The organism is Limosilactobacillus agrestis (assembly GCF_014145585.1).
In the GTDB taxonomy this organism is placed as follows: Bacteria; Bacillota; Bacilli; order Lactobacillales; family Lactobacillaceae; genus Limosilactobacillus; species Limosilactobacillus agrestis.
This window is the reverse complement of sequence record NZ_JACIVF010000071.1, coordinates 12136-34559: the sequence shown is the minus strand read 5'-3', so window position 1 is coordinate 34559 and position 22424 is coordinate 12136. Positions and strand designations below refer to the sequence as shown.

Here is a 22424-nt window from a genome sequence, read left to right as displayed (position 1 = left end):
ATCGTGATTGAAGACCCTACACATTTGATTCGTCGAAACTTTGTTCAGTTTTCAAAGGTCTACCTGTTAACTAACTAAGCAGCCAATCAACATATTTATTATAACATGCATCAAACCGGCTTGTCAAGAAGAAATTTCAATTAATTTTGAACTTCTTTTGATCGATAACTCAATCAGTAGCTTAACTAATATATCATGTCATCAATAAGATGTCAACAACATTTTTTATTTTTTTGAAAATGTTATCTAAGTTTTACAATCAGTCCAACAAACTCTAGTAGTTGCAAAACTTTATCCCCCTCTTATCGTCGACAGGAATTATATTTTATCCTATCTTCAAATTTTTTTCAAGCCTTTATTTGAATTTTTTATGCATATCACTCAAAAATTGTTGAAGGTTTAATTCTCCATTAACTTTTTGGAATATTTCAGTATTCCATCCGTTACTACCTGTAATAACTAGTTTGTTATTATCAAACATTGCAGTGAGTGGATTAGTTACGTCACGATCTTCCAAATTTATGAGGTAACGCTCGCCATCTTTACGCCAAGTTAAGCTATCATTTGTATCCGGGTTATTCTTATCCGCATAAACGTACCGGCCAGTTCCATTTTCGTTAAAGACAATAGCTGCTCCATCCTGATCATCACGATATGCTCCAACAATTTTAGCAGTTGTATTTGTCTTTGGTGACGTCCGTTTTACTACTTTATTGTCACGGATCGGATTAAGTTGCTTACTAACAAAATTTTTGTAGTTTATACCTAAAATTCCTAGTAAGATTACTAGTAATATAATAAATGTAATTAATCCTAGATGGTGTTGTTTCTTTTTAGTATCCTCCACCATTATCACCTCGTAATTTGATTATACTATTTCAGTAAATCCATTATATCTTTTTTATCATTTGCTTTTCGAATAAATTCTCGAAGATATGTAAAAGGAAATGAAATCACTATTAACTAATAAAACCGTAAAAAATCTACCATCATCAACTAAATGTATCAGTTGTCAAATACTACACCATTGCCCACTGATAGTCCATTACGTTTATCTTCAGCATCTTCATGCGTTTGACGATATCGCCTACCATTAATCATAACTAGATTATTATGCCCAAATTTATCTTTGACGGTCAGTCTAATATTAATTTTAACTGTTGGTAAAAGCTGGAGCAATATGGTTTTGATGTCTTTTTATACTTTCATCCCCAGCAATCCGACTATCAATTAGGTTTAACTGATTCTACGTAAAACTTTCTTCAATAGTATGCTTGTCAAATTATTGCTCCATTCAATTAGTGATAGTTGCCCTAAAAGTCGCCTTGTTGTATCTGTTTTTCCAAATTTTAATTCAAAGAAATATTCATTGGAAGTGTGCACTCCATTATCTTTCCAGAACCAGTTCTATTTTCAAAAAAAGGAGCTCCTTGACTTACTAACCAAAGAGCCCCCTGAATAATAACTATAATTGCAACAAATCATATGTGTTGCTGAAACATAATTTATTTACTTGTTTGCTGCTATTTTCTTTCCCTTATTTACATAGTGAAGAGTACCAATCGGACCTTCAACATGAAGTTTACCATTCTTATAAATAAGCTTAGTTACAGCCGCATTTTGCATTGGCTTCCCGTCATATTTTTTAGAAATAGTGGAAAGATATTCGTTGATTGACATTCCTGAACTAACAACTAAAACATTACCGCCACCCTGTTTTTGAGTTGTTTTTGCAATGTGAAGCAGTTCTGAACTCATCCGTCTTTGGACCTGAGCTGAACTTTCTGCCCGATCACTCTTAGCCAATTTGGTATTTTGTGAATTATCCATATCAAGTTTATGGTAGGCATCCTGGAGCTTATTCCAGTAATCTTTGCCGGCCGCTTGTTGAAACTGCTTCCCATCTTGATAACCATAAACATTAGCGATCTTCTGGTTATCAGCTTCAATACTATCGCCTTCAAAACTCCCATATCCACCCTCACGTAACATTGGCGTGGTCGTAATTTTTGTATTTGGATTGGCAGAATACTTTAATGCTTGTTGTGCAGTAACTTCTTGCCGAGTTAAGTTACCCGTGTAAGCATGCTTAAATTTAATTCCCTTTAATCCATAACCCAAATCATTAGCAACGGTAATTCCATTTTTGGTTAATGGAAAATCACTCGATCCTTGTACCCGTTGCATCACGTTACCAGTAGTTTCTCCATGACGTGTAAGATAGATGGTTACCTGCTTATCATTAGCGGCAGCATATGTAGTAGCTGGTACCGCCGTTATAGCAGAGCTCCCTAATAGTAAACCTGATAAGACAGCACACATTACTGTTAATTTTTTGAATTTCATTAAGTTTTCCCCAATTCTTATCAAATTATTTCAGCAACACCCTCATTTTACACATTTTTGCAAGCGCATTCAATGATGCTTTTTACAAACAAAAGCAAAATTTAGCACTCATATATTGATGCGAATCTCAAAAAATAAACATTAATAGTTACTCTTTTCTTTTTCCCTAAAAGAATTACAATGATCGTGAGGTGATAGGAATGAAAATTCTTGTAACGAAAAATAAAGAAGAAGCAAGCAAAAATGCCTTTGAACTTCTTCAAACAGATATTATAAATGGCGCTCAAGTACTTGGGCTTGCAACGGGAAGTTCTCCACTAGGTCTTTATCAAAAAATGACTAGTAGTTCAGTCGACTATTCCAACCTTATTTCTATTAACCTTGATGAATATGTCGGTCTTAAACCAACTGATCCGCAAAGTTACCATTACTTTATGGAGCATCACCTTTTCGCTCAAAAACCATTTGCTAAAAGTTTTATTCCGGATGGTAGTAATCCAAATGCCGATGAAGTAATCAATCACTATAATCAGATTTTGGCTACTTATCCTATTGATACGCAAATTTTAGGAATTGGCAATAATGGTCATATTGGTTTTAATGAACCTGGGACTCCTTTCAATAGTCAAACCCATCAAGTAAAACTAACACCCACTACTATCAATGCCAATGCTCGTTTTTTTACTTCAAGTAATGATGTCCCAACAGAAGCATACACAATGGGGATTGGTTCAATCTTACAAGCAAACCATATTATTTTGCTCGCGTTTGGTAAGCCAAAAGCAGATGCAATCAACAAAATGATCAATGGGAAAATCACGACTAGGGTTCCAGCCTCAGCCCTCCAAAAGCACCCAAACGTAACAGTGATTCTTGATGAACAAGCAGCAAGCAAACTAGCTTAACTAGCACTTTTTTGCAAAGCCATGGTTTTAGCAATCGTATTTACATCTGATTGGTTTAACCCGGCAATCATTTTCGCATTGTCTGCCGGATAATCAATTACCTGACCATGGTGCAAGGCAATTAACTGGATGAATAATTTAGTCGACCGCCCATTTCCTTCACGAAACGGATGAATATAGTTTAAATCATTTAAGAGAGCAGCATAATCTTCAATAGTCGGCTGCTTTTTCTTATTCAATCGAACAATTTCATTATTAATATACTTAATTGCATTATCAAAGCGATCGTATTCAAGAAAATCAAAACCCGCTTTAGAAATATAATATCTTCGTAATTCACCAGCCCATTCATAAAGCCAACCAAAAAGGAATTTATTGATTGTGATCAAATCATCAAAACTCTTGATCTTTGGTCGTTGCTGAAGCAGGGCAACTTGACGTTCTGCGACTCCCCGGTATTCAATTAAACTTAGCTCGTCAGCATTTTTAATGGCGAATTTATTTCGTAGGGTCCCATTATCATATAAAAATTTTGCCTGTAATTCCTTATCATTCATCACGATCACCAAATAATCGTTCAATTTCCGAAGCCATTTCATCATCGGGATTTTCGGCAGCTTCTCTTAACATTCGGACTTCCTTAGCAGTAGGCTCCCATCCCTCTAAAACATTACTCTCAACTGCAAATCGAACTTGTTGATAAGAAGAAAGGGTTTGAAATTGGACATGTTGAATTGTTAATTGCCCATCATCAGTTTGTAATTGAAAAGGAAAGTCTTGGATTTGCTCTAACAATTCACCGGGGCGTTCACCCAAAGCATCCGCCAAGGCATTCAGGATCTGGATTGACCAGGTAGCAACAGGACGTTGAAGAGCCTTATTAACTTGCGCAACGTCAAGCCCACTTTCCTGAGCAACAAAAGCAACAGTAATATGATTAGTTCTTAAAATATTAATGATATTTTTTGCCATTTAATTACTCCATTTTTTTAATTACTTTTATTATAGCGTATCCTCAGAAAATGAATTAAAGAAAACTAACAGTAACTTTGGAAATGATCAAATCTAATTCTCTCAATTAGCCATTTGTTAATCTTCAATTTATTTAAATGATGATAATGCATTGACGTTTAATAGGATTTTATAATGAGATTACTATTCTTTTTAATTACAGCTGATTTTCTAGGAGAATCCTCTTAAATAAATGATTATCTTTTATCAAAAAGTATTTATCACGATAAATACTTTTTGATATAATTAAAAACATTATGAAAGCAATAACGAAAATATTTTTAGTAATTATTCTTACTGTTGGGACCTTAGCTGCAATTCAAACTTTCGAGCCGGCTCAACCCACTTATGCCTCAATGGGCTCAACTGGCGGTGGCGGTTCAACTGGCGGTGGAGGAGGCTATTCTGGTGGTGGCTATTCTGGTGGCAGCGATTATTCAAGTAGTAGTGATAGTGATGGCCAAAGTCATCCTATTCTCACCATTATTGTTATTCTCTTTTTTGTTTTTAGTGCCGTTAAATCCTTGGGTTGGGGGGTCCTGCTACTTCCATTTTGGCTCATTTGGTTACCATTTGACCTAATTTGGACGAATATTCGCCTTGGCTATACCTATAAGAATTATCATATTCCGTCATACCTATTAATGTATAATGATTCTTGGTCTAAGTTTGAAAAAGTACTTAAACAAAATAAAATTAAATTACAAACACCACAAAATGATGTAGATTATACTGCTTTTAGTGAAACATATATTCAAGCCCAGTACCTTTATAGTCAAGATTTACGAGAAAAGTACGTTAATAAACATTATCATTTAAGTAATTTGCGTCAATATCTTGATACAAGTTATTATCACGTCATGAAAAATGAAATTGAACTGAAGATCAAAGAAGCAACGATTGATGATACGGTTGTTGCAAGGGCTGATATTATTAAAGTGGTTCAAATTAGTGAAAATATTTGGCTAACGAGAATTAATGCCACCGGACAAGATAAAGAAGTTCAATTCAACAAGGACTTCAATGATAGTTTTACCCGTTCCAAGTGGAGTGATTATGTCTTATTTGGAAAAGATCGTCACGGTAGAATTAAAATTATAAATTTGATTTACGGTGAGCATTTCCACCTAAACGGTAAAGACTTCAATAATGAAAAAACTTTAGGAAAGGGAAAGTACCAAGAAAAGCATCTCTAAAAAGCTGCTAGGTAGGCAAGATAATGAACCGAGTCCTGTCAAGTAGACAATTAAATATTTAAAGGCTATTAGGCAGCTTGATGCCGGTATTGCACCGGTGTTAGGCTGTCTAATTTTTCTCGTGGTTGTATAATCCGAGCTATTTTGACCTTGCGACTCATGTTTTTACCCAATTAGAAATTTGGCTATAAGAAACACCATATTTTATCGCCATTTAGTAATATTTATCGCTACTGATAATGATAAAAGCCTAAAAACAAGTTTTACCGTTACCAATACTACTTACGTAAAACTAATTGCTAAAAGCGAATCATCTTCATTGCAAAGTCATTATTGCCTTCCCACAATAATGGCTTTTTATTATAAGAAAAAGCTAAGAAAAATTTCCTAGCTTTTTGAAATGAAGGCCCGATTGACTGTGGAAGATAGTATGGAGTTAAAGAACATTAAATATATTTTTAGGCCTTCACTTAAATATATACGTAAAAAGATAATCTTTGCACTTTTTATTTAAAAATAAAGATCCCCTATCTGGTGGTACGTAAGGGGGGTATACACTTTCTGGTGTTGATTTGAAAGTCGCTATTCAAAGGCCGAACGCGCATGCGTTCAGTCAGTTATAATTGATTTAAATGCTCAATATCAAAGCTTCATCTATCGCCTTTTCCCTAATGCCAACATTATCATTGATCGCTTTCACCTTGTACAATTAGCTGGCCGTGCTTTGGATAATTGTCGTATTTCTATCCTAAAACACCTTGATAAACATAGCCGTGAATATTAAATTCATGAAGTCACATTGGAAGCTATTCCACAAAAAGGCTGAAGAACTTCAACCCGAAAAAGTAATCTTTCTTCGCGGTATTAATGAATATATGACTCGCCAAAACGCTGTTGATCTCATTACTAGTAAATTTTTCGCTGAAGTGTACCAAACTTACCCAGATATTACCAAAGCGCTAAAAGAGCGTGATAGTGAATTATTAGAATCAACCATCTTAGATTACCAAAAAAACAAATACAGAAATGGATACACCATTCAAACCTTACATCATAATGTGAAATTTGTTTTAAATAGCGCTAAGTTTAACTACTCTAACGGGCCGTTAGAAGGTATCAATCGCAAAATCAAAACGCTAAAACGAACATGTTATGGTTTTGCCAATCAAAAATTTTTTAAGAATTGATTGTATTTTTTTCGTAAAAAAATACCCCCTACATTTTTGTAGGAAGTATTTTTAGTCAACCATACCAGTTAACAGATATCCAAAGTAACAGTCTATTTTAAGTAATTAAGCATGTTTACGCTTGCGATCAATAATTGTCAATCCGGTCGCTGCCATTAATGAGCTTCCGAGAAGAAGTAATGCAAGATTTTCATCGTTACCAGTTTGTGGTAAAGCTGTTTGCTGATCAGTTGCTTTTTGCTTTTGACCATTGATTGATGTGGGCGTCAAATTAATTAATTGATTATTAGCAGCAGCTACGGTTTGTTGCTTAGATTGAGCATGTAATGTAATAGTTTCGGCTGGTTGACCAGCTGTTGTTGGCAAGGTTACTGTTGGAAATACCGGTTGGCTTGGAACTTCTTGAAGCGGATTTCCTTCGGTGTGGGAATTAGCATCGTTTTGAGTATGCTGATTAGTTCCTGTTTGTGACTGTGAATCTGAGTCAGCCTTCGCTAATTGTTCAGCAGTCAAGTAAATCTTACGGTTCATTGTTGGTGCGGTAATTGGTTTACCATTATTAGTCATATCAGTAATATAATCAATAAACGCGTCTGTATCTTGACCAACAATCCCGACAACTTTGGTATCCTTAAATGCAGAAAAGCCATCTCCGCCACCTGCTAAAAAGTCATTAATAACAACATTGTAAGTCTTATTCATCTCAAGCGGTTGATTATGTTGGTCATAAACTTGAACGACCTTATATGGTTGGTTAGGATCGTTTTGATCAGTATAAGTATAATGAAGCCCGGAAATTTGTAAGTAGTAAGCTTGATCTTCGTCGTATTGTTGATTCAAGGCTTCAACGATTTGTGCCCCTGTCATCTCAACTACCCGTAAAATATTACCAAATGGTTGAACTGCTTGGGCACTCCCCCATGTAATGGAACGATCATGATTAACATGCAGATCTGCACGAACGCCCCCTGTATTAGTCATCGCAAAATCAGCTGGTAAGCCCACCTTATGAGCGGCATATAATTGACCATCGACAACTAATTCACCAACGGCATTTTCACGAGTTGAGGTATTATGGAGTCGTCCAAGAATATCGCCTGTTGTAGCAGCTTCCCCTATTTTTTTATTAATAATTGGTGCTACTCGATTGTTAGCATCTTCAACAATTGCTGTAACATTTGCATCTGTTTTGATATTAGGTGCATCCTTTTCAGATAGTACCGGAAAGACATGCGAAACAAGACTATTTGGTGCGAAATCATTAGTTGTTGGATCGATGTAACCGATAATATCATCGTAAGCCTTACCCGTGTATATGGCTTGCACTAATTTCACACTACCAACAGTAGCATTAGCATATTGGTGGGAGTGACCAGCAATATAAAGGTCGACAGAATTATCAGGGTCAATTTGGTAAAGCTTCTTAATGATATCGACAGCGTTGCCTTTAGTGCTGCCATCTTTATCAGTTGAAACCCCGGTATGGGCAAGAACTACAATTGCGTTAACATCTTTTTTGCGTAAAATTTGATCATATTTTGCAATTGTTTCAGCCTCGTCTAGAACATCGTAATCTTTGTAATTATCGTACAAGGTTAAAATTGGTAAGGAAGTAGTCTCAATCCCAATAAATCCAATCCGGGCAACTTTACCATCACTAGTATGAATTTCTTTAATCAAGTATGGTTGCATCCCAAACGGAATCTGACCATCGGATTTATTTACAACATTGGCGGTAATAATATTAATCCCTGTTTTCACATGAGGATAGGCCATCTCAGCTTCATTGTATTGTTTAGTAGGCTCACCACCATTAACAATCCGCATATACTCAGCTAAACCTTCATCAAACTCATGGTTCCCTAAAGTTCCTATTTCAAAATGCATTGCGTCTAAAGCATGCATGGTTGATTCGTCCTGAAGAAGGGCGGAATTTGCTGGAGAGGCACCGACCATATCTCCGGCTTCTACCCGAATTGAAGTTCCCGTTGGATTAGCATTTTTAAAACTTTCTTCTGCCGCATTAAGGTTACCAGCAAGGCGCGCAGCCGTCCCAGTATTCGAATAAGTCTTGTCTCCAATCGTCGCTGATCCAGTCGTTTCTAACCCACCATGCAAGTCATTGATTCCTAAAATTTGAACTGGAATGTCATTTCGATATATGGCTGGGTCAGACCAATCGGTAGTTGTTTGTGGTGTACTTGCCTCATCCTTATTAGTCTGAACCATTGGCGTAACATTGCTATGAGTTGTCTCACCATTAACTGTTATATCAGTTGTATCCGCATGAACACTATTAGCTTGGAAATATAATCCTAACAGCGCTGTCCCTAACAATAAACAATGTTTTGAACTATTATTCTTCATAAAAAAACTCCTCTATAAATATACAATGGACAATAGCTTAAAAGTTGTTTTAATTTTATCATGATCAAAAGTTAATTTTTATAGTAATTTCGACGCTTATGTAAGGGTATACAACAAGACCAGATTAACTTTTTAAATCACCTTTTATATGATATGATCTTACAGGGGAAAACAACTATTAATGAATATGGGGGAAGTGGACTGTGAGAAAACTAGCAACAATATTTACTAGCTTTTTTGCTGGAATATGTTTATTTATTATTCCAATTAATCAACACTCAGTACTTGCCAGTAATTTACCGCTCACCGTTAATATCCCAGACGGTAAGAATGCGCAAGCTACAAGCAAAGGGATTAAGATTGATACTGAAACAGACGGATCTGTTACTTTTTCAGGAAAAACTGAAGCCAATGCAACGATTAAAATTGTAAAGCATGGTGGAAACAACGGTCGCTATACTGTCGAATCCGATGATAATGGTAATTTTAGTAAGAGTCTAAAGCTTGCTACCAGTACCAAAAAGTGTCGTTTTGATATTACCGCCACTAATGATGATGATAAAAGCGCCAAAACAAGTTTTACTGTTACTAATACTACTTATGTAAAACCAGTTGTTGAAAGCGAATCAGCTTCAGAAATATCATCGAGCAGCAGTAGCGAGGAAGGTTCATCAGTTAATATGAGCAGTAGTTCAACTGCACCATCGAATAACGGTGATATGAAAACTGACCAAGCCGGTGTGATCGTTGGTAATGCTCGTTCAAAAATCTACCATACGCCTGATCAGCAAGGCTATCATATGAATTCAGCAAATGCGGTCTATTTCAACTCAGAAGCAGAAGCGCAAGCCGCTGGATACCGCAAATCATTAAGATAAATAATTGCAAAGTCATTATTGCCTTCCCCACAATAATGACTTTTTGTTATAAGAAAAAGCTAAGAAAAATTTCCTAGCTTTTGAAACGAAGGCCTATTTGACTGTGGAAGATAATATGGAGTTAAAGAGCATTAAATATATTTAAGGCCTTCACTTAAATATATACGTAAAAAGATAATCTTTGCACTTTTTATTTAAAAATAAAGATCCCCTATCTGGTGGTACGTAAAGGAACAGATAAGAGATCTTTACATTAAAGTTTGTGGGAGAAGAGAAACACTCATCTTTATAGGAGTGTTTGGGGAAACGATTTACAGATAAAGACAACAACTAACGGGGTAAGGAGTTTATGAACAAACACGTCTTCATCTCGTAAATCATCTACCCTATATATTTATATACGCAAAAAATTAATCTTTGCACTTTTTAATTTAAATTTTTTACCTAATTTAAATCAAAATTCAACTGCCATAGAAACTATACTTCGTGCTGATAGGTCACATAGCTACGGCCATTGCGTGATTGAACAATTAATTGATCTGGAATCTGTTCTTCAAGTTCAGTGACATGGCTAATAATTCCAATCATCCGGTGGCCTTCGAGCTCTTGAAGGGAATGAAGAGCATCTTCAAGAGCTTGCTGATCAAGGGAACCGAACCCTTCATCGATAAAGAGTGCATCAATCTTAATCCCCCCGCTTTGCTCTTGCACAATCTGACAAAGTGCTAATGCAAGGGCCAATGAAGCCATAAAACTTTCACCACCAGAAAGCGTGCGAGCACTGCGCGTTTTACCAGCATTATCATCATACACATTAACTTCAAGTCCACTCCACTTAGCTCCAGCACCATGACTTTCAGTCGCTAATTCAAACTGGTAACGACCATTAGTTAATCGATCTAACTGAACATTGGCCGCTACTAAGACATCTTGGAAATATGCCTGTAATACATACCGTTCTAAGCTAACATGGCTTTCAGTATTTCCAGTTACCACGTCTGTTAATGTCTGTAATTCATTAATTTCTTGATCAAGTTTTCCAGTTTTTTCGACTACTCTGGTAATCTTTTGAGTGGTTTCCTGTAATTGCTTATATTGAGCAGTTAGCTGACCAATTTCTTGTTGATATTGCCGGATTTGTTCACGTTCAATCTGCAGTTTTGTCTGCGTTGACGTAATGTCTGGCATTGACTGATGATTGATGGCCTTAGTCAATCGTTCTTGTTGGTGTTGATTATCATGTACCTGATTCTCGAAAGTTGTCACTTGTTTACGTAATGATGATAGGGTTGAAACTTGTTCGCTAGCTTCTTGCCAGAAGTTCCACTTTAGTTGTGCATCATATTGCGATAAGAGGTTTATGAGATACTGATGAAGATCAGCCTGCTGTGCTGTTTGTGTTACAAGCTCATCTTTAGTTTGATCGATCCGACTATTTGTCCCTGCTAATTTTTCAGCATTTTCTTGCCGTTGTTGCTCAAGTGATTTAAGTCGATCATCAAATTCTTTGATCTGCTTTTGATCATTTTGAATTTGCTTATTAACAGCTTCCTTAGTAGTAAATCCTACTGGTAAAGCAGCTATTTTTTCTGCTAACAGGGTCTTATTAGTAATAAAGTCCTGCTTACACTGGTTTACCCTTTCATCGATTTTAACTAATTCTTCTTGATAGGACCTGGCATCCTTTTGAGATTTTTCCTGTTCTTGGCGCCATTCTTTAACCTGTTGGTCTATTTTAATAAGATCAGTCTTCATTTGTGCTAGTTTCTGGGCTTGATTTTCGATTTGTCCTTCCCAATCGCCCGGTAATTCATCATCCCCTAACACTTCAGCTAAATTAGCCTGCTGAGTTTCGACCTGTGTCGTTAAGTCGACAACCTTGGTAGTACTTTGACGAACTTGTTCTTTTAACCGGTCAAGAGTACTACGCTTTTGTTGGGCCTTGACTGTTGCAGTTTTAACTTGTTCTTCTGTGACTGTTTCACCATCATCCGCCAAGTTTGCTGGATGGGGATGGTCAAGTGATCCACAGATTGGGCAAGGCGTGGCTGGCTTTAATTTTTTCGCAAGGATAGCAATTTGGTGCCGGGCAAAGTGATCATTTAAATCATCTAACTTACTTTGTGCTGCTTGAACGAGCTTTTCAGCCTCCCCCTGTTTTTTCTTTAATTCCGCACAATTTTTCTTTTCCAATGAAAGCTTTTCAATCAATTGCCGTAAGTCTTTTCCGGCAGTCATTACTTTTTCTTGAATATTTTCTTTTTTTGCTAGTTGAACTTGGGCCTCCCCTAAGTTTTCATGCTCCTTTAAATTATTAGTAACAGCTGTCAATTGCTGTTGAACAGCCTGCAACCGCTTTTGTAAAGTTGCTTGTTGCCTTGTTTGCTGTGCTAAATTTGTTTCTAGTTTATCAACAGTCGCTCCTAGTTTATCTCGATCAGTAAACAATGGTAATTTACTTGTCAAATCAACAACTTGGGTTTGAAGACGTTCAATCGCCGCTTGCTGCTTATCTGTTTGCTGAAGTTCATTTTCAATTACTTGTTGTTGCTTTTGGAGACTAACTTGGTCCTTATGTAGGAGAGCATTGTCCGCAGTTAATTTTTGGAGACGCTTTTCGCCATCTTTCCATCGTTGATATTTAGTCTGGTGTTCTTGGAACCATTCAAGGGCAGTTGCTTTTTCTTTAGTTTCCTGGATTATCCCCGCTTGCTCATGCAGTTTTTCTCCAACTTTGACAAGGTCAGCCAACGCATCAATATTCTTTTTCAACTCTTGCTCAGTATGAAGTTGTGCATCAAGCTGATCAACTTTCTTTTGCTGTTGCTGCTCTTCATCGCCCAAGCGTTCAAGATTACCCTTTAATCGGGCTAAGTAATTTTCTGCTTCTTTCAACCACTCTTTAGTTGTTAGTTGAGCATCAATATCGGATACTGTTTCCTTTAATGATTGAAGCTTTGTTTCTTGGGCCGTCAGTGATTTCTTTTGTTCACGCAAATCATTTTTTAGTTGCGTTGCCCACTGCTCATAACGTGACGTATTAAAGAGGTCCCGCAAAAGGGCTTCCTTAGTATTGCTATCTGAATCAAGAAACTGCCGAAACTTTCCTTGCGGGAGAAGGACAATCTGCTTAAATTGATCGCGGGTCAAGTTGAGCAGGTCAGTAATAAACGTGTCTGCTTCCTTGATCTTAGTGATTTCATGGGGATGATCACTTTCCAGCGGGTAAATAAGGTCAACGGCTTGGTTGTGTTCAACTAAGTTACCATGGCGCCCTTTTAATACCTGTTTAGGACGTCGCATAATTTGGTATTTAAGATCTTGGTGCTCAAAGGTAAACTTCACCATTGTTTCTTGATCAGCCGGAGCAAAATCAGAACGTAAAGCAGCAGCTGACCGATCACGATCATTGGTTGTTTGACCAAAAAGTGCATAACACATTGCATCAAAAATCGTGGTTTTTCCCGCACCAGTATTCCCTGCTACCAGGAATAGTGAACGATTCGCAAACTTAGTAAAATCAATTACTTGGTGATCATACGGACCAAAGTAATGGAGCTCAATCGTTAATGGACGCATCTCCTATTCCTCCCCTTTCATAATTTGGGTCAATGCCTTTTCTGCCCACTCCTTCTGGCGGTCAGTTAAATCATTTCCCATCGTTTGGGAATAAAAATCCGTAAGCAAATCAAGGGGTGATTCCTGAGCACGCTTTTTACTAAGGTTAAGTTGAACCTGCTTGGCCTGATGGGTCCGATGAAGGCTGACAATCTTGGGATAATATTTGCGTAGCTTGTTTAGCACATCGGGGATTCTTTCTTTGTCGGTCAATTCAATGTCATAGAAATCTTCCCGTAATGCTTCTTCGGGTTTTGTAGCTAGTTCAGCAAAGCTCCCCTTCAAAAGATGAATATCATGAACTGGTGATAGTGGAACCCACTCAGTCTTAAAAGGTGCAGTATCAACAATCCAAACACCTTTTTCTTGATTGGCTTCGGATACAGAAAACTTCATTGGTGAGCCACTGTACTTAACTTTTTCGTCGTTTAAGGCGTTGCGGTTATGAAGATGACCAAGAGCAACGTAATCAAACGGCGCTAACACACCTGTCGAGACCGCACTCAAACCACCAACCTCAATTAGCGTTTCTGAATCAGCTGTTCGCTTACTTCCAGCTGCAAAGAAATGCGCGATAAGGACATGCCTTTTATCAGGGGCAAAGTGCTTTTCCATCTCACTTGCAATTCGGGCCATTGCATCATTGACATTTTTAATCTTGTCATCATTAAAGTAGTTGCGAACTTCTTGAATCCCAAAGAATGGCAACAAGAAAAATTGGGTATCCTTGATTGTGACCGGGGTAAAAGCATCATTAATGTTAGTATTTAAGAAAAATGACTGGTAAGCAAACCAATCAGTCCCAGTACTCAAACGGGTTGCTGAATCATGATTTCCACTGATTGCTAGTAAAGGAAAATGATCAGTTAAGTTTAATTCTTGTAACATCTGGTTTAAGAGCTTAACCGCTGCTTCATTAGGTACGGACCGATCGTATAAATCTCCCGCAATCACTATTGCATCAACTTGGTGGTCTTTGGCAATTGCTTCAATCTGCTTAAAGGTTGCTAACTGATCATCAAGCAAGCTAAAGTCGTTTAAGGCCTTGCCAATATGCCAATCAGCCGTATGTAAAAAACGCATAAGTTCCTCCCCAAAATAGTGTTTCTAATATTAGATATACGTAAAAAACTGTCAAGTCTACTTAAAATCTTATAATTTACAGAAATAGTCTCTACCATTGTAATAATACAAATGATAGAGAATCTCGTAATTAAGTGGTTCAAAATGCCTCGTTGTTATCTGCATTGCGATATGGAAACTAGCCATCTTAATCATTTGCATGGGGTTGACGTAACCCAGGTTGATCACCCAGGCAGCTTCGGGTTACCACCAACATAATGGTAGAACCTCAAAAGTGAGAGTCAGCCATACTCCAATCAGCACTTTCTGAAAACTGTTAGTATAGTGAAATGCCGTTAATACCCCTTCTTTCGATAAAAAAGCCGTAGTAAAAACTACAGCTTTTTAGAATAATCCAAACAATTTCTTACGTTGCTGGATCTTCTTAATCTGGTGACGAGTGATTTCATCCCCGTTAATGACGGCTCGCGCATTATCCTGGTACTCTTGAGCAAGACCAGCACCGAATTCACGCGATAATTTTTCAAAGGCTTGCCGCATTTCGTATTTTCGTCCTGGAAGGTCATGAGCATCAGAAGCAAACACATATCCTTGACCAGCTGCAATCAGGTTCTTGCTGAATTTTTCAACCTTTTTACCAAATGTACCAACATAGGAACTAGCGGTGATTTGCGAAAGGCAACCTTTTTCTAACATCTGATAAAGCAAGTCTGGTTCAGCCATAATCTTGGTATTCCGCTCAGGATGAACTACCACTGGCGTAATGCCTCGTTGTTGAAGGTTAAAAATCATCTGGTTAGTGTAATGAGGTACATCATTGTCTGGAAATTCTAGCAGCATATACTTCCCACTCTCATCAGCAAATAGAATATCATCATTATCAAGAGCCTTAATTAGCTGACCATTAATTCGCACTTCCTGTCCGGGAAAGACAGTCAATGGAATATTATTTTTCTCTAGTTCTTCTTGAAATTCTTTTGTTCGCGCTAAAACATCTTGTTTATAGTTTACATAGTGCCCGTTCATATGGTGAGGGGTCAAAAGTGCATGGGTAACCCCGTTTTCTGTTGCTTCTTTTGCTAACCGCAATGAAATCTCCATACTTTTCGAACCATCATCAATCCCCGGCAAAAGGTGACAATGTAAATCAACCATTACCATTCTTCTCATCCTTTTTACATATTAATAAATTAAGTATAGCAAGTTGTTAAGGGATTTTATAGGGAGCTAGGACAAAACTTCACAAAATCTATATTATTCGAGAGACATAAGACATTGGTTACTCTGACTACCTGGGAGTTTTTTTAAGCATCTTTAGTACATATTAACGTAGCGATTAATGCAGCCCGCTCAACTAACGAATGAACACTGGCAAATTCTTGGTCGGTATGAGCAGCTCCACCAACTACTCCCAGGCCATCAATACACGGAACTCCCTGGGCATATAAAACTCCCGCATCTGATGAACCCCTATCATTAGCCGCAATTAACGGTGATATTCCGAGTTCTTTAGCAGCTCGATCGAGGTCCGCAAAAAGTTGTTGAACAGTCGCGGTTGCTTCTAAAGAATCAATCTGAGTACGGATGGTAACGTCAGTTGTAGTCTCAGGAATGACATGCTGATGAGCAATTTGCCGAATTTGCTGAAGTAATTGATCCCGTTGGGTAAGTGTCCTAAATCGTATCCCTAAACTAGTCGTCGCTTGATCAGGAATAATGTTTTCACTTATTCCACCTGTAATTCTTCCACAGTTAACATGGATTCCCTCTGGTAAGTTCGTTAAAGCGGTTAATTGAATAATTTTATGGGCTAATTCTACAACTGCATCTCGTCCCTTTTCCGGTTCTGAACCTGAGTGGGCCGCTCGACCATGAACGGTTAAGTCAATAATCATTCCCCCACGATTACTAGTCCCCACCGTATTAGTTGCAGTTGTTCCTTCAAGATTTAATCCATAGGCACCCCCTTGTACTTCTTGAGCAATAAGTTGAGCAGCATTCGAAGCAAGGTGTAATTTTTCTTCATCACTCACAATAATGACCTTCAGGGGGCGCTCAATTAGATCAAAGTGTTTGAGCGCTTGAATAGCGTAAAGGCCGATAACAATTCCTGGTTTCATATCAAAAATTCCTGGCCCGGTCATTTTATCCCCCGCAATCTTAAATGGTCGTTGCTGGACGGTTCCTACCGGAAAAACGGTATCAATGTGCCCACTTAAAATTACTGGGGCTCCACTTTCTTTCCCTGCTAATTGACCAACTAAAACTGTACCGGGCTTTCCTGACTCAAGTTGGTATGTTGTCATGCCCAGGGCCTTCATCCTCGATTCTAAAATCCGCATGATTTGTTGGATGCCGGCAAGATGATACGAAGGACTATCAATATTAACCAGTTGTTTAGTCAGGGCAATCATTTCATCTTGGTGGTCAAGTAAGTATTGTTGAATCTTGTTCATCTGTGGATCCTCCTAATGTAAATATTTAATTGCAAAACCAGCAAAGAAGACTGAAATCAAAGTAACAGTTATTAAACCAGCTGTTAGCATTTTCGGTAGGAAATAATTTTCTAAAATTACGCGTTCCTTATCTGTTCGCCCCATACTAGTCGCAATTTCTTGGGACAAAATCATTGTTGTCGGGAAGCCAAAGGTACAAGTCATCCCCAGAGCCACAGCCATTGGTAAGGAGACAGAAAAAAATCTGCTTAAGAGTGCTGCTGTTAAAAAAATGCCAATTGTTCCGACTAGTAAACAGATAAGCAACGGCACCATTACTACCAAGACTTGATGAGGACTCGTATTAGCTAAGCTATCCAGAATAACAACGGTTACTAAGAATGTGATGAGACCACTTGACGCAGTTTTACTCATAATATTTTCATCAAGAAAGCCTAATTGATAAAATACAATTCCGAGGATAAAGCAAATCACAAGGTAATTAACCACGCCATGCACTAATAAACTCAAGCCATAACTTAATGAGGCCACTAAACCGAGTTTCGTCAAGCACATCATTGGTGTATTCATCGTCGGGGTTAATGCAAGGATCTTCTGGTGTTGATTGCTTTTTTCTTTATCAATATCCATTGTCGGCAATCCATCCGCCAATAAACGGTTAGCCTCACGCCGTAAAGCATACGTGGCAATCGGAATTCCAATAAAGTTTTGGAAGGTTAAAACAGCAAGGGCATAAGTAGTTAACGTTTGTAAATGATAATTTCTAAGAGCATTTAGTAAAACCAAAGTTGCTGCATTACCACCAGCAAAAATGGGCGCTCCCACAATGCCATAATCCTTTTTACCTAACAACATGGCTACGACAACAATCAAAAGACTAGAGCCCACCGCACAAGTAATGGCAATTATTACAACGTTGACTTGGCGTTTTAGTTCCGCCAAATTTATCGTAGTTCCTAAAGAAGTCAATAACAGTCCAACGATCACCATCCCAAAAGCATCAATACCACTAACATTAAATACATTTTTGGGAAGAACTCCGGACCAGAACCCTAACAACGCGAGCACGGAAATCGTTAGAACCGTATCAACTATCGCATGAGTTTTTCGAGCAACCAATTCACCAAATGCATACATGACCAAGATGGCCGTTAAATCTAAAACTCCAGACATATCAAATCCTCCAACCTTATTCAAAGTAACAAGTCAACCGATTTCTCAAACAAGGAAGTGCTGTCTAGTGTTTAAAAAAATAAAAGACCACACAGCGCAAATTACTACTGTGTGGTCTTTAAATATTTATGGAGCCGAGACAGGTACGCTTTGAGAAACCTCAAAATGACCGTACCTGCGTGAAAACACGAGATGCGATCAAAGAATGTACCAGGCTTGCCAGCTAGTTTGTTGATAACGTGTTTTCATAATTCGATCTCCTTTCGTATAATTGATTGTTTAGTATATTAAACAATCAATTAAAAAAAGTCAAGCTAATATTAAAAATGGTCAATGAATTACTATTTTTTACCTTTATTCTTCAAATGCCTTTAACTGTTTCCAAAATATTGGAAGCAAGAATACCTGGAGGAATAATACACAGCCAGTAAGGACACTTGTATAACTAAAGAAAATCAATTCTGAAAATAAGTCGGCTAAGAGTATAATCGCGATACAAAGCTGGCTAACAGTTAACCATTCTCGCTTAACCCTATTGGCTGAAAAAATGGTAAATAATTGGATTGCTACTAAAACTGCTTGAATCAACTGTAGTAAAAATAGTGAATGCATGTTCCATCTCCTAATATAAATTTGATAGTGACGAATAGTTCTTAAAATAATTGCATATATTCTACAACAGGAAGAATAAGATTTTAAGGGATTTTCGCAATTGTAAATTGATTGCAATATTTTAAGAAATCACTCCTAGAGATTATAAAATTTACTTACCCTTTAACTATTTGCAATTTTAGTCCCACATTCAGGACAAAAGGTCATGGAACTATCTAGTTGATATCCACAATTAGGACAGAACCGCGGTGTCACTGTAGAATCAGCCGGTGATTCCTGCTCATCATCCCCATTCGTCTCAACAGGTTGCGCGGCCTGCTGAGCTGGTGAAGAAACGTTTTCAGCTTGATTAGCTGCCATATACTGATGTTTCATCATGAGTTCATCAAATATTTCTTTCGATACTTCCTCATTATCGCGCTTTAGCCAACCACTAATTAAGAAAACATCAACCAAGGCCCAAATTCCCGTTATGATGAGACCAAGGCCAAATAGCCAAACTAATAACCAGAAAATAAGGGTCATGGCAATCGCTGATCCATACTTACCAAAGTAGTAGCGATGACCACCCATAAATCCTGTAAACCACCATAATAAATAGGCAATGACTGGGTTCTTTTTCCGATCAGCCACTTCTTGATTAAAAATCAATAATTCTTTATCAGTCAATTTTGACTTGTCAAGGATACTTACCATTACTAATAACTCCTCCATTATTTATCCAAAAGAAAAGCTCAACCAGCGTATTGCGTTGACTGAGCCCCGATAAGGTAGATTATACCAGATTCTTCGTACTTTCTCTACCACTGTTTTTGGTGGGATAGATCGAAATATAAGCCAATTTTATAATCAAATGAAAAATTATTCCCATACATTTTACTATCCGTCATAAATTTTTAATCATCACTTTTTTATCGCTACTTAACTATTGTTGAAACCCTTCTCTTTGCCGTATATTTCCGCCAGATTGCCTGTAAATAATAAGCGCCATAACAAACAATTACAAAGGGAATTGTACAATATAGGGCAATTCGTTGTTGGGGATCAAACCAAATTAGGATACAAGAAAGACTACTAGCAATAAACGCAAACCACGGAACGATTGGGTACCATGGCGTGCGATACTTTAACTCACTTAATTGGTGACCAGCAGCTAAAAAGCGTCGTCGGAAAGTGAGCTCACATAAGGAAATCGCAATCCACACAAAGACAACCGCCAAGCCAGAAATAGAAACCAAGACTAGATAGACAGTTCCCGCCGCATAAATGCTCGAAAGTAAAGCTAAAACCCCACCAAGCATACTTAAGAGCAGTGCGAAAACAGGAATCCCGCGCCTATTAGTTTTGGCAATCACAGCCGGAATTGTTCCTTCATTAGCTAATGACCATAACATCCGGGTTGAAGCGTATAACCCGGAATTAGCGGCAGAAATAATCGCGGTGAGGACGACAAAGTTCATTAAATCAGCAGCATAGGGGATGCCAAGTTGACTAAAAACATAGACAAATGGACTTTGCGTTACCTCGGCTTTTTGGTGTGGAATCAATGAAGCCATGACAATCATGCTCCCGACAAAAAAGATCACCAATCGCCATAAAGTAGTATGAATGGCCTTAGGAAGGGTCTTTTCAGGATGCTTAGTTTCGCCGGCCGTGATAGCGATTAACTCAGTTCCAGAAAAAGCAAAATTAACCGTTAACATTGTCATGAATAAGCCACTAAAGCCACCTGGAAACAGCCCATCCCTAGTAAAATTAGTTAGCATGGGCGCATGGTGGTAACCCTGAATGGGAATAAGCCCAATTACTGCTAAAGTCCCTAACAAAATAAATGCGCAGATCGCAATCACTTTAATCACCGCAAACCAAAATTCACTTTCGGCAAATGCTTTAACAGTAAAAATGTTGGATAAAAGAATAATCACAATAAATAACAAACTCCACCACCAAACGGGGGTATGAGGAAACCAGTGCTTCATGATTAAGCCAGCTGCAGTGAATTCGGAACCCATCGCAATTGTCCAGGTTAACCAATAAAGGATCGCAACGGTAAACCCAGTAGCAGGTCCGATCAGATTTTTAGCATAAACGTGAAAAGCACCGGTATAAGGCATTGCAACACTTAATTCCCCTAAGCATAACATGACAGCATAGACGATTAATGCTCCCACAAGATAAGCGATCACTGTTCCCAACGGCCCAGCCTGATGAATCGTATAACCAGAACTCAGAAATAGACCGGTCCCGATCACCCCACCAAGCGCAATCATCTGAATATGACGAGCACTCATTTCACGGGCTAAATGTGTTTTCTTAGTCATGATGGCCACCTCCTTCTAAGTACTTGTATAGGATGGCAATATCTTGGGGCGTAGTAGTACAACATCCCCCAACAATTGTTAATCCAGCCGCGAGCCATTGTGGTAAGTAATCAACCAAATCACGACGCCCGTGGAGATAGCTTCACGTTTTTGTCGTCGGATCATAAGTCGCACTTGAATTAGGATAAGCAATAACTGGTTTATCAGTCACCTGATGGATTGTCTCAATGGCGGCTGTTACCTCTTCTAATGGAATACAATTTACGCCAACCGCAAAAACATTTGGATACTTCGCAACGGTACGGGCAGCAACTGCTAATGCTGTCCCATCTGGTAAATGTGTGGAATCCTTTAGCGAAAAACTGATATAGCATAGGATATCAGGAGCTAATTCTTTGACAAGGTCCAATTCTGCCAACACTTCATCTAAACGTGGCTGAGTTTCAATCGCAATCACATCGACGCCCACCGTTAAAATATCAGTTAATCGTGGTCGATGAAATTGTTGATACTCGGTTGTACTGAGGTGATAATCACCAGTATATTCACTCCCATTGGCAAGATAAGCACCATAAGGACCAAGCGCGCCCGCCACATAGTTATAAATACCGGTTTCCTGCTGATATCCATCACGCGCTTCTTTAGCCAAGGCGACTGCGCGCTGAATCAATGAATGGGCCTCTGGTTTTGAATAACCATTCTTTATGAATGCCGGAACATTTGCCTGGTAGGTATCAGTAATTGCTAACCGGGCACCTGCCTTAAAATATTCCTGGTGAACTTTTTTAACTAATACTGGCTGGTTAGCTAAAACACTCGCCGTCCATAATGAGTTATTGGTATCAGCCCCTAATTGCTCCAAAGCCGTTGACATTGCGCCGTCAATTAATAATGGTTTAGTTAATTCTGCAGTAATCTTTGTCATCTTTATTCCCTCCTCGTAAATAAAAAAAGTCCCTCAAAAAGAAACTAGTCTTTTCAAGGGACGATCAATACGCGGTACCACCCAAATTCAGGAAACTTAAAATCCTGCACTCAAACAAACTTATTCATAGTAATAAATTTGCAGCTTGGGTAACGGTAGCAACGCCGTGATCTGCTAATTATTCACCGATCAATCGCTCACGAACCATCTTCACTAACTCTAGAAATACTGCATTGCACCAGTCACAGCTCTCTGACAATTCTATCATTAGTTACTCATTCGATCTCAGCAAATTCTCATATAAATTACGATTAGTATAACGAGCGAGAGCGAATTCATCAAGGGT

Annotated in this window: 16 protein-coding genes, 2 pseudogenes and 1 other annotated feature; of the genes and pseudogenes, 4 read left to right on the top strand and 14 right to left on the bottom strand. The window is 38.2% G+C overall.

What is annotated here, in order from left to right:
- Window positions 1-355 precede the first annotated feature (355 nt).
- Both H5R88_RS08715 and H5R88_RS08710 read right to left on the bottom strand, forming a co-directional pair.
- Complete coding sequence (locus H5R88_RS08715) at window positions 356-850, bottom strand: lipocalin/fatty acid-binding family protein (RefSeq protein WP_182578118.1); 495 nt, start codon at window positions 848-850, stop codon at window positions 356-358.
- A gap of 659 nt (window positions 851-1509) precedes the next feature.
- Window positions 1510-2346, bottom strand: a complete 837-nt coding sequence (locus H5R88_RS08710) for a histidine phosphatase family protein (protein ID WP_182600808.1) — start codon at window positions 2344-2346, stop codon at window positions 1510-1512.
- A 200-nt stretch (window positions 2347-2546) separates the two neighbouring features.
- Here H5R88_RS08710 and H5R88_RS08705 point away from each other — a divergent pair, with 200 nt between their 5' ends.
- On the top strand, window positions 2547-3251 hold the full coding sequence (locus H5R88_RS08705; RefSeq protein ID WP_182600807.1) for a glucosamine-6-phosphate deaminase: 705 nt from the start codon (window positions 2547-2549) through the stop codon (window positions 3249-3251).
- Here H5R88_RS08705 and H5R88_RS08700 read toward each other — a convergent pair.
- Both H5R88_RS08700 and H5R88_RS08695 read right to left on the bottom strand, forming a co-directional pair.
- Window positions 3248-3808: a Fic/DOC family protein gene (locus tag H5R88_RS08700; protein WP_182578115.1), complete on the bottom strand. Its 561-nt coding sequence runs from the start codon at window positions 3806-3808 to the stop codon at window positions 3248-3250. The two genes, H5R88_RS08705 and H5R88_RS08700, sit on opposite strands and share 4 nt — an antisense overlap.
- A complete protein-coding gene (locus H5R88_RS08695; RefSeq protein WP_182600806.1) occupies window positions 3801-4223 on the bottom strand; it encodes a helix-turn-helix domain-containing protein in 423 nt (140 codons plus the stop codon). The genes H5R88_RS08700 and H5R88_RS08695 overlap by 8 nt, the downstream gene beginning before the upstream one ends.
- A 296-nt stretch (window positions 4224-4519) precedes the next feature.
- Between H5R88_RS08695 and H5R88_RS09760 the strand changes: the two genes are divergently transcribed.
- Entirely contained in the window at window positions 4520-5458 is a 939-nt protein-coding gene (locus tag H5R88_RS09760; protein ID WP_231823157.1) for a hypothetical protein, read from the top strand.
- Between the two features lie 571 nt (window positions 5459-6029).
- Window positions 6030-6645, top strand: a pseudogene (locus tag H5R88_RS08685) (transposase); the annotation flags it as partial.
- Window positions 6646-6750: 105 nt separating this feature from the next.
- Here H5R88_RS08685 and H5R88_RS08680 read toward each other — a convergent pair.
- Window positions 6751-9012 carry a bifunctional metallophosphatase/5'-nucleotidase gene (locus H5R88_RS08680; RefSeq protein ID WP_182600805.1) on the bottom strand — a complete coding sequence of 754 codons (2262 nt, stop codon included), beginning with the start codon at window positions 9010-9012 and terminating at the stop codon, window positions 6751-6753.
- A 203-nt stretch (window positions 9013-9215) separates the two neighbouring features.
- Between H5R88_RS08680 and H5R88_RS09825 the strand changes: the two genes are divergently transcribed.
- A complete protein-coding gene (locus tag H5R88_RS09825) occupies window positions 9216-9890 on the top strand; it encodes a sunset domain-containing protein (protein ID WP_182600804.1) in 675 nt (224 codons plus the stop codon).
- Between the two features lie 477 nt (window positions 9891-10367).
- Here H5R88_RS09825 and H5R88_RS08670 read toward each other — a convergent pair whose 3' ends face one another.
- The 9 genes and pseudogenes from H5R88_RS08670 to mmuM form a co-directional block, all read right to left on the bottom strand.
- Window positions 10368-13469 carry an AAA family ATPase gene (locus H5R88_RS08670; protein ID WP_182600803.1) on the bottom strand — a complete coding sequence of 1034 codons (3102 nt, stop codon included), beginning with the start codon at window positions 13467-13469 and terminating at the stop codon, window positions 10368-10370.
- Between the two features lie 3 nt (window positions 13470-13472).
- A complete protein-coding gene (locus H5R88_RS08665) occupies window positions 13473-14591 on the bottom strand; it encodes an exonuclease SbcCD subunit D (RefSeq protein WP_182600802.1) in 1119 nt (372 codons plus the stop codon).
- 384 nt (window positions 14592-14975) lie between these two features.
- On the bottom strand, window positions 14976-15752 hold the full coding sequence (locus H5R88_RS08660) for a tyrosine-protein phosphatase (RefSeq protein WP_182600801.1): 777 nt from the start codon (window positions 15750-15752) through the stop codon (window positions 14976-14978).
- Between the two features lie 143 nt (window positions 15753-15895).
- On the bottom strand, window positions 15896-17047 hold the full coding sequence (locus tag H5R88_RS08655; RefSeq protein WP_182600800.1) for a M20 family metallopeptidase: 1152 nt from the start codon (window positions 17045-17047) through the stop codon (window positions 15896-15898).
- A gap of 12 nt (window positions 17048-17059) precedes the next feature.
- Window positions 17060-18220, bottom strand: a complete 1161-nt coding sequence (locus H5R88_RS08650; protein ID WP_182600799.1) for a hypothetical protein — start codon at window positions 18218-18220, stop codon at window positions 17060-17062.
- A gap of 354 nt (window positions 18221-18574) precedes the next feature.
- On the bottom strand, window positions 18575-18832 hold the full coding sequence (locus H5R88_RS08645) for a hypothetical protein (RefSeq protein WP_182600798.1): 258 nt from the start codon (window positions 18830-18832) through the stop codon (window positions 18575-18577).
- A 162-nt stretch (window positions 18833-18994) separates the two neighbouring features.
- The gene (locus H5R88_RS08640) at window positions 18995-19528 is read right to left on the bottom strand and encodes an NINE protein (RefSeq protein WP_182600797.1); all 534 of its coding nucleotides are present in this window, start codon (window positions 19526-19528) and stop codon (window positions 18995-18997) included.
- Between the two features lie 221 nt (window positions 19529-19749).
- Entirely contained in the window at window positions 19750-21153 is a 1404-nt protein-coding gene (locus tag H5R88_RS08635; RefSeq protein WP_182600796.1) for an amino acid permease, read from the bottom strand.
- Window positions 21146-22078, bottom strand: a pseudogene (mmuM, locus tag H5R88_RS08630) (homocysteine S-methyltransferase). Before mmuM ends, H5R88_RS08635 begins: the two are co-directional and overlap by 8 nt.
- Before the next feature lie 53 nt (window positions 22079-22131).
- Window positions 22132-22374 (bottom strand) — a binding site (T-box leader).
- Window positions 22375-22424 lie beyond the last annotated feature (50 nt).